General features: G+C 67.4%; 13 protein-coding genes and 2 pseudogenes. 9 read left to right on the top strand and 6 right to left on the bottom strand.

The features are described 5' to 3' along the window. Window positions 1-372: 372 nt before the first annotated feature. From ACFVDP_RS07085 to istB, 3 genes and pseudogenes are all read left to right on the top strand, one after another. Window positions 373-1,263, top strand: a complete 891-nt coding sequence (locus ACFVDP_RS07085) for a LysR family transcriptional regulator (RefSeq protein ID WP_383486014.1) — start codon at window positions 373-375, stop codon at window positions 1,261-1,263. A gap of 346 nt (window positions 1,264-1,609) precedes the next feature. Further along, window positions 1,610-3,225 (top strand): annotated as a pseudogene (gene istA / locus ACFVDP_RS07080) (IS21 family transposase). An 11-nt stretch (window positions 3,226-3,236) separates the two neighbouring features. After that, entirely contained in the window at window positions 3,237-4,028 is a 792-nt protein-coding gene (gene istB / locus ACFVDP_RS07075) for an IS21-like element helper ATPase IstB (RefSeq protein ID WP_383484655.1), read from the top strand. Between the two features lie 16 nt (window positions 4,029-4,044). Here istB and ACFVDP_RS07070 read toward each other — a convergent pair whose 3' ends face one another. Continuing rightward, window positions 4,045-4,518: a hypothetical protein gene (locus tag ACFVDP_RS07070; RefSeq protein WP_383484652.1), complete on the bottom strand. Its 474-nt coding sequence runs from the start codon at window positions 4,516-4,518 to the stop codon at window positions 4,045-4,047. Between the two features lie 573 nt (window positions 4,519-5,091). Between ACFVDP_RS07070 and ACFVDP_RS07065 the strand changes: the two genes are divergently transcribed. Next, window positions 5,092-5,667, top strand: a complete 576-nt coding sequence (locus ACFVDP_RS07065) for a hypothetical protein (protein WP_383484649.1) — start codon at window positions 5,092-5,094, stop codon at window positions 5,665-5,667. A gap of 124 nt (window positions 5,668-5,791) precedes the next feature. Next, entirely contained in the window at window positions 5,792-6,169 is a 378-nt protein-coding gene (locus ACFVDP_RS07060) for a hypothetical protein (protein ID WP_383484646.1), read from the top strand. Here the strand turns inward: ACFVDP_RS07060 and ACFVDP_RS07055 are convergent. The 4 genes and pseudogenes from ACFVDP_RS07055 to ACFVDP_RS07040 form a co-directional block, all read right to left on the bottom strand. Beyond that, entirely contained in the window at window positions 6,162-6,578 is a 417-nt protein-coding gene (locus ACFVDP_RS07055; RefSeq protein WP_383484644.1) for a transposase, read from the bottom strand. The genes ACFVDP_RS07060 and ACFVDP_RS07055 overlap by 8 nt on opposite strands. Before the next feature lie 116 nt (window positions 6,579-6,694). Next, entirely contained in the window at window positions 6,695-8,935 is a 2,241-nt protein-coding gene (locus tag ACFVDP_RS07050) for an NB-ARC domain-containing protein (protein ID WP_383484640.1), read from the bottom strand. Between the two features lie 306 nt (window positions 8,936-9,241). After that, entirely contained in the window at window positions 9,242-10,342 is a 1,101-nt protein-coding gene (locus ACFVDP_RS07045) for a hypothetical protein (protein ID WP_383484637.1), read from the bottom strand. Beyond that, window positions 10,339-10,710, bottom strand: a pseudogene (locus ACFVDP_RS07040) (DNA polymerase III subunit alpha); the annotation flags it as partial. The gene ACFVDP_RS07045 and the pseudogene ACFVDP_RS07040, both read right to left, overlap by 4 nt. 472 nt (window positions 10,711-11,182) lie before the next feature. On the opposite strand from ACFVDP_RS07040, the gene ACFVDP_RS07035 reads away from it, so the two are divergent. Continuing rightward, window positions 11,183-11,314 (top strand): hypothetical protein, encoded by a 132-nt coding sequence (locus tag ACFVDP_RS07035; protein ID WP_383484634.1) that lies wholly within the window; start codon window positions 11,183-11,185, stop codon window positions 11,312-11,314. A 39-nt stretch (window positions 11,315-11,353) separates the two neighbouring features. On the opposite strand, the gene ACFVDP_RS07030 is transcribed toward ACFVDP_RS07035, so the two are convergent. Next, window positions 11,354-11,614, bottom strand: coding sequence for a hypothetical protein (locus ACFVDP_RS07030; RefSeq protein WP_383484631.1), 261 nt, complete (start codon window positions 11,612-11,614; stop codon window positions 11,354-11,356). 222 nt (window positions 11,615-11,836) lie between these two features. On the opposite strand from ACFVDP_RS07030, the gene ACFVDP_RS07025 reads away from it, so the two are divergent. The 3 genes from ACFVDP_RS07025 to ACFVDP_RS07015 all read left to right on the top strand — a co-directional run bounded on the left by ACFVDP_RS07025 (window position 11,837) and on the right by ACFVDP_RS07015 (window position 13,066). Beyond that, window positions 11,837-12,007, top strand: a complete 171-nt coding sequence (locus tag ACFVDP_RS07025; RefSeq protein WP_383484628.1) for a hypothetical protein — start codon at window positions 11,837-11,839, stop codon at window positions 12,005-12,007. A 147-nt stretch (window positions 12,008-12,154) separates the two neighbouring features. After that, entirely contained in the window at window positions 12,155-12,559 is a 405-nt protein-coding gene (locus tag ACFVDP_RS07020) for a transposase (protein ID WP_383484625.1), read from the top strand. A 60-nt stretch (window positions 12,560-12,619) separates the two neighbouring features. Continuing rightward, entirely contained in the window at window positions 12,620-13,066 is a 447-nt protein-coding gene (locus ACFVDP_RS07015) for a hypothetical protein (RefSeq protein ID WP_383484621.1), read from the top strand. Window positions 13,067-13,105 lie beyond the last annotated feature (39 nt).

Here is a 13,105-nt window from a genome sequence, read left to right as displayed (position 1 = left end):
GGTGTGTGGCTGCTCCCACCGCCTCCCCCCCCCCGCCTCCCCCCCCCCCCCCACAACCGCGAGGGCCATGTGGCGATGCCAGCCGCGGTAGGAGCGGCCCACGAAGTCGCGCAGGCCGCTGGACTCGCCGACGCCGCCGAGGTCGCGTTCGACGCGGCGGGTCAGTTTCGTCGTGCGCCGCAGGCGACCTGACGCCCGGTTACAGATCAGGGCGCAGCGGCAGGAGTGCGGCCGCGGCCAGGCAGAGTGTGAAGCCGTGGCCGGTGGGCGCAGACGCTGTGACCTGCAGCTCCCGGGGTGCAGCTGAAATTTCGGAACTACCTCGGAAATCTCTATCGTGGAGATATCGGAGACGACCGGCGGGGGACGACAGTGGAGCTGCGGGACATAGAGATCTTCCTGGCCCTGGCCGAAGAGCTGCACTTCGGCCGGACCGCGGAACGCCTTCATGTGTCACAAGCGCGGGTGAGCCAGTCCATAGCCAAGCAGGAGAGGCAGATCGGAGCCCGCCTGTTCGCCCGAAGCAGCCGCCGCGTCGAGCTGACGCCCATCGGAGTCAAACTGCGCGACGACCTCAGCGCCGGCTACCAGCAGATACGTAACGGCATCCGGGATGCCACTGCTGCCGGGCGCGGCGCCAGAAGCACGCTCACCCTCGGCCTGCACGGGCCCCAAGCGCACGACCAGGCCGAACTCCTGGACCTGTTCCGCAGCCGCCACCCCGACATTGAGCTGCGCATCCGGGAGATGATCTTCACCGACCCCTTCGGCCCACTGCGTGACGGCACCGTCGAGATCGCATCCGCCTGGCTGCCCGTCCGAGAGCCCGATCTCACCGTCGGCCCCGTGATCGATGCCGAACCGCTGCTGCTCATGGTCGCCACCGACCATCCACTGGCTGCACAGGACGAGGTGGGTATGGAGGATCTTGCGGACTGGGTCCTGCCTTATTCCGGGCCGCCTACGCCCGAGTACTGGCTGCAGACTCTCGTCCCCACGCACACCCCCAGCGGACGCCCCATCCGACGTGGGCCGAAGGTCACCACCTTCCAGGAAGTCGCCGCCGCCGTCGCCGCAGGCCATGCCATCAGCCTCGTCCATGGCGACGCCGCTCGCTACTACCGCTGGCCCGGCCTGCGCTACCTGCACCCTCACGACGCACCGACAGGGGAGTGGGCCCTCATCTGGCCCACCGCCCAAGAAACAGACGCCATTCGCGCACTGGCACGCGCCGCACGAGACACTGGTCCACGCACAGCCTGACCCCCCTGCAAGATCCCCCGACGACTACATGTGCCAGCTGGCTCCCGCCGGGTCGGATACCTGAATACGTGCCCCGCCACCTTCTCTGGAGAGCGGCACGGCGTCTCAGGCCCGATCGTGCAAGGCAACGCACATCGCGCTCAAACAGGAACGGGCCGCCTGCTGGGCACAAGCGCGGGCTGGGCAGAGGGAAAGCCTGGCTTTGTTGGTGAGTTACGAGAGCGCCTGTAGCTCATCACCGAGAGCGCGCTCTTCCACGGGAGAGTGATGTCGCTGAGTTTCGAGAGCGCCTGGGGGCTTGCTTCGGGACCATGGTTGTGCTCTGCACGACGAGGGGGCCCGGGTGCTGCCGAAGTCCAAGGTCGATCTGTACGCGGCTATCCGTCGTGATGCGAAGGCTGGTCTGTCGAGCCGTGCTCTTCAGCGGAAGTACGGTGTCGGGTTCCTGACCGTGCAGAAGGCGTTGACGTCGGCCTGGCCGGAGCCGCGGAAGAAGCTCCCGCCGCGGCCGACGCGGCTGGATCCGCACAAGCCGTTGATCGACGAGATGCTGCGGGCCGACCTGGATGCGCCTCGCAAGCAGCGGCACACGGTGAAGCGGATCTTCGAGCGGCTGCTGGACGAACACGGTGCGGACGAGATCTCCTACCAGATGGTCCGTGGCTACGTCGCTGACCGGCGCGAGGAGATCCGGATCCAGGCCGGACGGGGCGTGGTGGAAGCCTTCGTCCCGCAGACTCACAAGCCCGGAGCGGAGGCGGAGGTCGACTTCGGCGACGTGACGGTGCGACTGGCCGGCGAGCTGGTGACCTGCTACCTGTTCGCGTTCCGACTGTCCTACTCGGGCAAGGCCGTCCACCGGATCTTCGCCTCGGCAGGTCAGGAGGCGTTCTTCGAGGGCCACGTCCACGCTCTCAACACGTTGGGCGGGGTGCCGACCGGGAAGGTCCGCTACGACAACCTTAGGGCGGCGGTCGCCCAGGTGCTGGGCTTCTCCCGGCATCGCGTCGAGGCCGAGCGCTGGACCGCGTTCCGCTCCCACTACGGCCTGGAAGCTCTCTACTGCCAGCCCGGAATCCGCGGCGCCCACGAGAAGGGCGGGGTCGAGGGGCAGATCGGCTGGTTCCGCCGCAACCACCTCGTCCCGGTGCCCGAGGTCGCGACGCTCGCCGAGCTCAACGCGATGATCGACCGGTGGGACCAGGAGGATGAAGCCCGCCGGATCCGGTCGCGTCCTCGCACGATCGGCGAGTACTTCGCGGCCGAGCAGCCGCTGCTGGCGCCGCTGCCGGAGGAGCCCTTCGAGACGGGGCGGCTTTTCACTCTGCGGGTCGACCGCTACAGCCAGATCAGCGTCCGCACCAACCGCTACTCGGTGCCGGTCCGGCTGATCGGCCGGAACGTCCGCGCAATGCTGCATGCCTCCGAGCTAGTGGTCTACGACGGCCGGGACGAAGTCGCCCGGCACGAACGACTGATCGCCAAAGGCGGCACCCGCCTCGAACTGGACCACTACCTCGAAGCTCTCGTGCGCAAGCCCGGCGCTCTCCCGGGAGCGACCGCGCTCGACCAGGCCCGCTCCGCAGGCCGGTTCACTCCCGTCCACGACGCCTGGTGGGACGCTGCCGTCAAGGCCCACGGCGAGCGGGACGGCACCCGCGCGCTCATCGAGGTCCTCCTCCTCGGACGGCACCTGCCGCACGAGCACCTGGTCACCGGACTCGCCGCCGCCCTCAGGACTGGCGCTCTAACGGCGGACGCCGTCGCTCTTGAAGCCCGCAAGGCAGCAGACGCCGACACAGAACCCGCCGAGGCCCCAAAACCATCAGCAGCGAGCCGAACCAGCATCGCCCCCTGCCGGCTGTCGCCCGGGCCCACCTGCCACCTGACAAACGGCCTCTGCCGTCGGTCGCTCACTACGACCAGCTCCTGCGGCTCCGCCGCGACCGCCCCACCTCCTGAAGGAGAACAGCATGTCCATCCCCCGCCAGCGAGGACTCACCGAGCAGGCCGCCACGGCAGCGATCGACCAGGCATGCCGGATGCTGAGGCTGCCCACGATCAGGTCCCAGTTCTCCGAGCTCGCCGAAGCCGCCGGCCGCGAGCAGATGTCCTACCTCGGCTTCCTCTCCGAGCTCCTGCTGGCCGAGTGCGACGACCGGGCCCGCCGCCGCTCCGAGCGGCGCATCAAGGCTGCCGGTTTCCCCCGCGACAAGTCGCTGCGCAAGTTCGACTTCGACGCCAACCCCAACATCGACCCGGCTATGGTTCACACCCTCGCCAAGTGCGAATGGATCAAGAAAGGGCTGCCGCTCTGCCTCATCGGCGACTCGGGCACCGGCAAGTCGCACCTTCTGATCGCGCTCGGCACGGAGGCCGCGATGGCCGGCTACCGGGTCAAGTACGTTCTGGCGACGAAGCTGGTCAACGAGCTGGTCGAGGCCGCCGACGAGAAGCAGCTGACCAAGACCATCGCCCGCTACGGCCGCGTCGATCTGCTCTGCATCGACGAACTGGGCTACATGGAACTCGACCGCCGCGGCGCCGAACTCCTTTTCCAGGTCCTGACCGAACGCGAGGAGAAGAACAGCGTCGCCATCGCTTCCAACGAGTCCTTCTCCGGCTGGACCAAGACCTTTACCGACCCCAGGCTCTGCGCGGCCATCGTCGACCGCCTCACCTTCGGCGGCAACATCATCGAGACCGGCACCGACTCCTACCGTCTCGCCACCACCCGCGCTCAAGCGGAACGAGCAGCCGTCTGAGCGCAGTTCGCCTGCTCTATCGAACTGGCCCGCACTCATCGACGATCACGGTCGGCTCTGACAGGAAGACATTCCGGTCGACGGGTCCATAAGCGATGTTGAACGTGTCAAGCCAGTACGACCAACCGCGGATTCCCAGGGCGCTGGTGAACCGGTAGTTCAACTGCCAGCGGACCCACTGTCCGGGAAGCAGTCGAACTGCCGGCGGCCTGCGCGGCCGAGGCGGCAACCCGAAAAGCGGCTCCACACGAGCGAGCACTCGGAGCCGATCGCCTTCGTCCCGCAGGCTGACACCGATCTCGCGAAGGTCTTTCTGGCTCGAACGTGGCTCGAAGCCGTCACGCTCGGGCATCTGGACGAAGTGGGCAAAACCGGAGGGCACCTGAGGCAGCGAGAAGCCGAGCGGCGCCGCGTTTCTGCGGGCAGCGGCCTCCCCGCCCCGAGACTGCTTTGTCCAGGATGTCTTGATCCACTGCACCGTGATGTCCACCGCACCTGCCCTTCGCCGAGAGCCTACGGTCAACATTCGCTTGACGTCACTCAGGTTCCGGCGCAACTGCCTGCTGCCAGTTCTCAGCAACATTCCACAGGGGTAGAGACCCAGACCGCTCTCCGAAACCGCCTACAAGCGCTCTCCGGTCTCACCTACGCAGCCAGAAAGCCCCTCACACATTGGTGGATCGATATCTCCAGGGCCGATCGTGGAGGTGGCCTCCAACGCTGTGGCCTTGATGTCCCCGCGCACGCGTCTCCGTCGATAACAGCAGGCTTATCCGCCCATGCCGAACCGATCATTGATCCTGTTTCTCCCTCACTGCATCCTGAGGCACACGCTTGCCTGGATACGCCACTCGTATCAGGCGCAGGGCCGCCCTGGGGGAGGCGAAGGGGAGGACATGCCTGTACTTGGCATGTCCTCCCTGGCTGTGGCGAGGTGCACTCTCGTCGTCGATCTCCGGAACTTCGTGGGCCCCGGCCACGCAACCTGGCTACGGGTGGCCGGGCAAGCGAGACAGTGGCCGCGCACCTGACCCGGATTCGCGGCGTGACAGAAGGAGATGACGTGCGCTTTCGGAATGCGGTCGCGGTGGCCGCGGTCGCTCTGGCTCTCACCACAGCGAGTGCCTGCGACAGCGGCAATGGCGGCGGTGGTGACAGCAGTTCCTCCGCCGACGGAGACGGGCTCTCCGCCGGCAGCGGCGGGCGGCTGATGGGCGACGGATCCAAAGGCCGCCCCAGTGCGGCCACAATGGCGGACATAGCGTCGTTCGTCTCCGAACGCACCACGTGCACGAACCTGTTCTCGGATCCCAAGGACCCGGAACATGAATCGGTGGGCTCCGAGTGGGGCATCAAGGAACGCGGTGTCTGCTACGACGCTGACCGCATGGGCATCAGCCTGCTGGCCGTCAATGACATGAAAGCGTTTCAGACCCGGGCCAAGAAGCGAGGCGGCGGCTACTACGTCGGCAAGGACTTCGCCGTCTACAGCGCGGACCCCACCACGCTCGATGCCCTGCAGGACTCCGGGCTGCTCTACCTGTCGTGCGAGGATCCGGAAAAGATCCCCAGCGGCTTCACCAAGGAGCCGGCCCTCGTGGGCGGTTGTGTGCTGACCAACCACCCCGGCATGTTCTAAGGGGGTGTTCTGTGAGACGGCGTTTGAGATTTGTCGTGGTCCTGTAGGTCGGGCAGAGGTGGAAGGACCGGCAGGACGATCCGCGTTGGCGATCGATAGGATCGGCTGGTCGGAGGGGGGCGTGATGTTGCAGGTTCTGTGCAGCAGGGAAACCAGAGAGCTCGAGCTCTCTGGGACCTGTCGAGAGCTCCATGCCCTTGGGCAGTTGCTGCGGGGAAAGGCTGGAAGCCTTGATCTCTTCGAGAACCGACACCCCTCTCCCTACGAGCGGTCGCTGTCCGAGATCACGTTCCGGGAGGATCCGGAGCAAGACGCCGCTTCGGTTGTCGCCGAGGACCAGATCCTGAGGATCCATGGGCGTCGGGAAGCTCTCGACCTCCTCGCCGACAACATCGAGCGCTTCGCCTCCGAAGCGGACGCAGGCGATCACTGCCACGTCGACTCCTCGACATACGACCACATCGCGCCGCGGTCGGATTCGTTGGTGATCGCGTTCAGATGAGCGGTGAGCCATCGGCCGCGGGTCGGTTGAGCCCGCCGGCCTCAGCGCGAGAGCGCGATCGTGGGCCTGGCCGGCTTGCCGATCGGCCGTGGGCGAGGCGCCGGACCATGATGCCGATCTTTGCCCAGCGGATCATCGTCTCCGAGTGGGCCGGGCTGGTTTCGTAGTCGCGGGCGAGGCGCCGGTGGGCGGTGAGCCACGAGAAGGTGCGCTCTACTGCCCACCGCTTGGGCTGGACCTGGAAGCCGCGCTGGTCAGGGTCCTTGCGGACGATCTCCAGGTCACGGCCAAGGATCTGTGCCGTCCAGTCGACCAGGCGGCCGGTGAAGCCTTGGTCCGCCCAGACCTTCGTGACGCTCGGGTGGTCGAGCACGAAGAAGATCCCGCACAATGCCTGCCGATCCGGCACCCGCCTCGGCCCTCGGCCTTCTTCGGATCCGGCTACGGCAGCAACGGCTCGATCAGCGGCCACAGGTCGTCCCACACGTTCCACGGCTGCGACTGCTCGATCGGCCGACGGCGTGGCTACTCGGCGGGCAGGGAAGCCAGGAGTGTCTGTGCGATCGCTACGTCGTGACTCTTGGCCGTCTCGCCGAAGGAAAGGATTCGGCGTAGGCAGGAGCGGGCCTCTTCTGTCTCTCCGAGTTTGATCAGAACCTCCGCAAGGTCCAAAAGCATGCTGCTCTCCGCATAAGGAATGCCGACGCGCTGCACGTGAAGCAGGCCGCTGCGAAAGTGCTCGGCAGCCTCGTGCCACCGTCCCAGGGCAGCGCAGTCGCGTCCGAGCCCGCAGATGGCCCTGGCGCGGACGTGATCGGTCATGTCCTGGCTCATCGGAGAGTCGGGGGCATCCAGGAGGGCCATGAGAGGCTCGTGCAGGGCCATGCTCTCCTCGACGCGGCCCGAATCGCGCAGGGCGGCTCGATAGCTCTGCATGGAGACCAGCCAGTTCTTGTGGTCGCCGGCGGCTTCTGCCAGGTACATGGCTTCACGGGACTTGTCCAAAAATGCCTGGAATTCGCCGAGTTGTTTGTGCGGTGACGTCGCCATGATCAGGGCCCAGGCCTGTTGTGCGGTGTCGCCGGCTCGACGGGCACACTCCAGCGCTTGGTCGGCGCGGCCGATGGCCTCCCGGTACCTGCCCTCGTATCCCAGCGTCCAGGCATAGTTGTTGAGGTGGAAGGCCTGCCTGCGGAGGTCGCCGAGCGCGGTGGCGGCCTCGCTGGACAAGCGGTAGACCTCGCTCCAGCGTCCCCAGCCGTCCCAGACGCCGCAGAGAACGTCCAGGGCTTCGGCGGTCTCCGTGACGCGGACGTGCTCGCCGCGCGCGGCCGCGCCGTGCAAGGCGGCGAACCAGGCGGCGGTCTCACTCACCAGCCAGCTCCGGGCCTGCTCGGCACTCTCCAAGGGGACCAGGCCCTGCCAGGTCGACGACGGCCCGTCCTTGAACGTGCGACCGGCGGCCGTGGCGGTGTCCAACAACCACTCCCGCAACCGCTCATCGGCCGCTTCCCGCTCCGCGACCCCTTCCGCCTGCAGCCGGGAACGGGCAAACAATCGCAGCAGGTCGTGCAGTTGGTAGCGGCCCGTGAAGGTGGCCTGGAGCAGGCCCGCCTCCACCAGCTCCGCCATCACGTCCTCGGCCTCGAACATCCCGGTGCCGCCCAGGGCGGCGCCGTAGGCGGCAGTCATGTCCGGGCTTGGGACCACGCTCAGCAGCCGCAGCATCCGGGCCGCCTGCCCGGTCAGCTGCCGGTACGACAGTTCGAAGGCCGCCTCGACCTGCACATCCCCCGCGGTCAGCGCGCCCAGCCTGCGTTCTTCGTCGGCCAGCCGCTGCGCCAGATGATCCACGCTCCACCCGGAACGCACCGTGAGCCAATTCCCTGCTACGCGCAAGGCCAACGGAAGTCGCCCGCACAGTTCCGCCACCTCGGCCACGGCCCCGGCTTCGGCATCCGCCCGCTGCACACCCAGGATCCGGCGCAGCAGGTCCACCGCCTCAGCCTGCGTCAGTCCCGACAATGCCAGTCGGTCCACGTCTTCCAAGCCCGACAGCTGCCGCCGACTTGTCACCAGTACGAGACTTCGCCCGCGAGGGGGCAGCAGCGGCCGCACCTGACCCTCGTCGCGGGCGTTGTCCAACACCACCAGACACCGGCGGTCACCCAGCAGTGATCGCAGCAACCCTGCGCGATCCGACGCATCCAACTGTGCCAACTGATACTCGGTCACCCTGAGAGACTTCAAGAGCCTCAAGAGGGCTTCGTCCGTATCCATCGGGCTCTCCACCCCTTGCAGATCCACCACGAAGCAGCCGTCAGGGAACGTCTTCGCCAGATCCGCCGCCGCCTTCAGCGCCAGCGTCGTCTTCCCGCACCCCGGCGGACCCGACACCACGCACACCGACGCCCCCGTACCGGCTGCCGCTTGCCCCGCTGCATCCGCCAACCGGGACATCTCCGCCTCACGTCCCGAGAAGTCCCCCACCGATCTCGGCAGCCCCGTTCCCGCAGCGACGAACGGCTGCCCGGGGCTCGCCGACCGCGCAGCGGCAAGCAGCGCCTCGCGGTCCACGTCCGCCAGCCCCAGCCCCTCCGCGAGCGCCGCCACCGTACGCCGCCGTGGAACCCGGCTGCGCAGACGCTCCATATCGCTGATCGCCCGAACACTCACCCCCGACGCCTCAGCCAGCCCCTCAATCGTCAGAAAACGCTCCTGCCGAAAACCGCGCAAAAAGTGGCCAAACAATATCTCTTCGGACACAGACTCTTCCCTGCCGCCCCGCCCCTGGCCTTGGTCTTCCACGGCTTCGCCCCAGACGGCGCCTGATCATCATCGGAATGCAGATCAGTGCCCGCCACCTGCAACGATGTGAGTTGGCGAGACAGACATCATGCGTGGGTAGGGGCACCGAATCCGCACACGATAATGGACGTCTGCTCAGTCTCGCCATGTCGGCCGACACGGCGCCCGCCGAACCTCCACTGACCTCTGTGCAGGGCGGGAGTTCCGAACGAACAGGTACAAGGCGGGTGCAATACGCCCCGGCACATCTGTCGTGTCTCTACGTCACTTCGCCCGCAGTACGGCCGAAGCCGGCCGCCGAGGGGTCGGTACACCGGGCTCCGCGTGACCGAGGCGCAGGAGCGTCTGCGGGACCTGTCCGCAGCTCAGCAGCGCTCGTACGTCAGCACGTAGTGCAGGGATTTCGAGCGGTTGTGTGTGAAAGGCGGCGGCCCCCCCCCGATATGCGGTGGCGTACAGCAGGACGCGTTGCAGGGCCTGGCCCGCCTGAAGCCAGTCGGCATGGCTGTCATGCCAGATGGTGAGCACTACGACGACTCCGGTCCGGGCCGGCCACACCTGCGGCGGATCGGGCAGGGCGGCGGTCAGCCCGAGATAGTCCCGCCCAGCGAGTGTGACGCAGTCGGGATGGAACGTGCATGTTGCGAGGGGGATACCGTCGAGCCTGGAACCGTTGAACTCTTCTGTCCATCGGTGGAGTTCGGAACGGCGCGCGGGGTCGGCGCGTTGAGCAGACTCGAAGCGGTGGTGTGAGCTGGTGGGGCGGACGAGAGCAGTGCGCTGGACGGGGCGGGGGTCGATACCAGCAGCGCGGGCGGCGAGTTCGCGGGCGGCGTGCGGGCTGAGGATCCGGGCGAGCGTTGCGGCAGGGGTGGTGGTGAGGTGGCCGATGGCGGTGATTCCGTACCGGGCGAGAACCTTGGCGGTGGAAGGCCCGATCCCAGGCAGGTCGGTGACTGGTCGGGGGCGGAGAAATCTCGTGACCGCGTCGTCGTCCGGCGCGATCACGAGGGTGCGACCGTGCGGTGCGGCGGCCGCAGCCATGGCAGCGAGCATCGGGGAGCGGCCTCCGCCGATCGTGACGTGGACTCCGTGCAGGGCGATGGCGCGGAGCTGGAGCATCGCCGCGATCTCGGACAGGGTGCGGTCGAAGAACGCCTGTGCGCCGGTGACGTCGAGGTCGGCACTGTGGTCAGCAGGGTGCGGCTGGTAGACGGGGATGATGTCCTCGACCAAGCCGAGCAGCTGCTCGTAGAGCAGCTCTTGGGCGCCCCTGCCGGACAGGTCGAAGCGCACGCGCAGGACGGCTCGGTCGCGCGGAGTGCGTCCGGGGTGCGGGGCGTTGGCGGGGTCGGGGCTGGTCATCCTGCGCTCCCGGGGGAGCGGTGTCCGAGGCGGCGGAGGTCCGCGGCGCGGCTTCCGGCGGGCTGGAGGTCGCTCCAGGCGTTGAGCCGGGCGCCCGCGGTGCCGTCGGTCAGAGTGCGGCCGCCCGGTACTGGCGCCGTGGTGGACGGCTCTTCATTGGGGGGCGGGGGAGTGGCGGCTGGGGCGGTGCGGCCGATGAGTTCGACGGCGGCCTGGACGCCGTGGTCGCGGCGCGTGGCGGCGACTTCCTCGAGATCCCACACCATCTCGCCGACCACGGTGCGGCGCGCGCGGTGTCCCTCGCTGGGACGGTCGGTGCGGCGTTTTTCGACGGTGCCGCGGACCAGGAGGAGTCCGGAGTGGAAGATCCTTCACTCACCCATGAATACGCCCGGCCGCGGACTTTCCCACGCGGCCTCGGCTGCAGGGCAGCCACCAGTGACAGTGTCCTGTCTCACCCCAGAACTAACATCACATCCCTGACCGACGCACCCGACTTTCCCGCGCCGCTCATCGACGCACAGCGGGAAATCCTCCAGATCCAGACCGGCCTCCATGCGCTGCAGACCAAGCTGGCCTGGTCGGCTTTGTCCACGAGAACGGACAGCACATGTTCACCACCTCGGGAGGCACCCGGCATTCGAACGGAGCTTGGGCGTCAGCAATGACACAGGCCTATAGGCTGCTCTCGATATGAGTGCGGAAGGAAACGAGACAGAGACCGTCTGCCGTGTCTGTGGGTATGACGATGACGTCTTCTGGGAGGGCGGCTGGCCCACCTACAGCATTTGTCCATGCTGTGGCAACGAGTCCGATGTTGGTGACGCCAGCGTGGAAGGCGTGCGCCAGTACCGCGGCTACTGGCTGGGCCACGGAGCGCGTTGGAACAACACCCTGAAGGAGCGGATCCTCAAGGAGCGGGGCTGGGACCTGCTGACGCAGATGGCGAATGTCCCGCCCGAGTGGCGCTGATCCCGGCGTCCTAGAGGGCGCCAGGTCAGGTGGCTGGCTCTAGCGCCAGTGGAGCGGAACGTTGGCGAGCTGCGCCATCAGGTCCCAGTCAGCCGGCCGGTGCCTCGGTCGGTCCCACTGGGCGCCATGACCGACCCAGTAGCCGCGCAGTTCCTGCACTTGCATGAGGTTGTCGTCGCCGATTCCGGACTCGTTGCCACAGCACTGGCAGATGACGTAGTTAGGAAAACCGTGCTCGAAGAGCGCCTCGCCGACATCCAGCCCGCAGATTCGGCACGCTGACTCCACTGTGTCCTCCATGGCCGCAGGCTATCGGGGCCACCCATTGCAGCTGCGCTCAACCCGTGGGGATGAGACATCGGAATCGAACAGAGCCGCAAGCGGGTGCCTCCCGATGTGGTGAACATGTGCTGTCCGTTCTCAGGTTCTGGCTCAACTTCCGTGCATGGGCGACTCTGAGTGACGGTTGGAGGCTGCCGGATGGCGCGAGAAGCAGACCGAAAATAAATCATGGTCGCCGCTGTGGGGCTGACAGTCTCGCTCGTGAGAGAAGTTGTGCTCCGGTTGCAGGAGCTGTTGTTCCCGTCGATCGCGGACGTCGCGGTTGTGTCGGTGGACGTCGATGTCGCGATAGTCCGTGTTGACGCGCACAGCATTTCGCGGGGCGCCGCCTGCCCGCAGCGCGGCATCTGATCGGCTCGGGTTCACAGCTCCTACCTGTGGTTTCCCGCCGATGTACCGAGTGGTGGGCGAAGAGTCGTACTCCGCCTGCGCGTCCGGCGCTTCCGGTGTCTGGACAGAGTGTGTCCGCGCCGGACCTTCGTCGAGCAGATACCCGGCTTGACCCGGAAGCACGGCCAGCGCACCGAGCGGCTGCGCGCCACGCTCGCTTCGGTAGGTCTCGCCCTGGCGGGCCGGGCCGGTGCCCGACTGTCCGCGGTTCTGGGCGTGTCCGTCAGTCGGAGCACGGTCCTGCGCCTGGTCAATGCCCTGCCCGAGCCGGATATCCCGTCCCCTCGGGTGGTCGGCGTTGATGAGTACGCCACCCGCAGGGGCCATGCCTACGGCACCGCGCTGGTCGACATCGAGGCCCGACGACTGGTGGACCTGCTGCCCGACCGGGAGGCGTCCAGCGTGGCAAGGTGGCTCGCCGCCCGTCCCGGGATCGAGGTCGTCTGCCGCGACCGTGCGCCGTTCTTCGCGGAAGGCGCCGGGGCCGGAGCATCACGAAGGGCTGTCCCGTAAGCGATCTTCGACCGGTTGCGGCAGTGCCCCGCGCACGGGCGACAGGGCCCTGATGGCAGGATGATCGCCCTGACGATTCTGGGGGCCATGTCCGTGCACACGCCTGCTGACTACCTCGAACTGGCTCATGCCGAGAGCGACAGCGCCGTACTGCATCAACTCGCACGGTGTCCGTACCCCTTCGTATGGCAGGCGCTGGCCGCCAATCCCGCTACAGCGTCTGGCACTCTGCTGGAACTGAGCACGGCGCGAGACAGTGCCTGGAACGACAACAGGCTCCTTCGGCTGCTGGCGGAGCATCCGAGTGCGGACCACGCGGTGCTGCGAGGCGTCCGTGATGCCGTGGCGGCGAAGCTCGCCGAAGGTGAACGGCCTTATGCCGCCGTGCTCGCGCTGGCTGGGCGGACGGAGCTCGGGGCGGCAGAAGTGCGACAACTCGGGACTCTCCGTGGGGCTTCCGCGCGTCTGCGCGGTCAGCTGGACCGGCACCTCGGGCTCCGTACTTGACCCATGCCCGTCCCGGTCGACTTCAGGTGAAACGATCTT

The sequence above is a fragment of the Streptomyces sp. NPDC057694 genome, assembly GCF_042799415.1.
In the GTDB taxonomy this organism is placed as follows: Bacteria; Actinomycetota; Actinomycetes; order Streptomycetales; family Streptomycetaceae; genus Streptomyces.
Note: the sequence above shows the minus strand (reverse complement) of the source record. Positions and strands in the feature narration are given on the sequence as shown.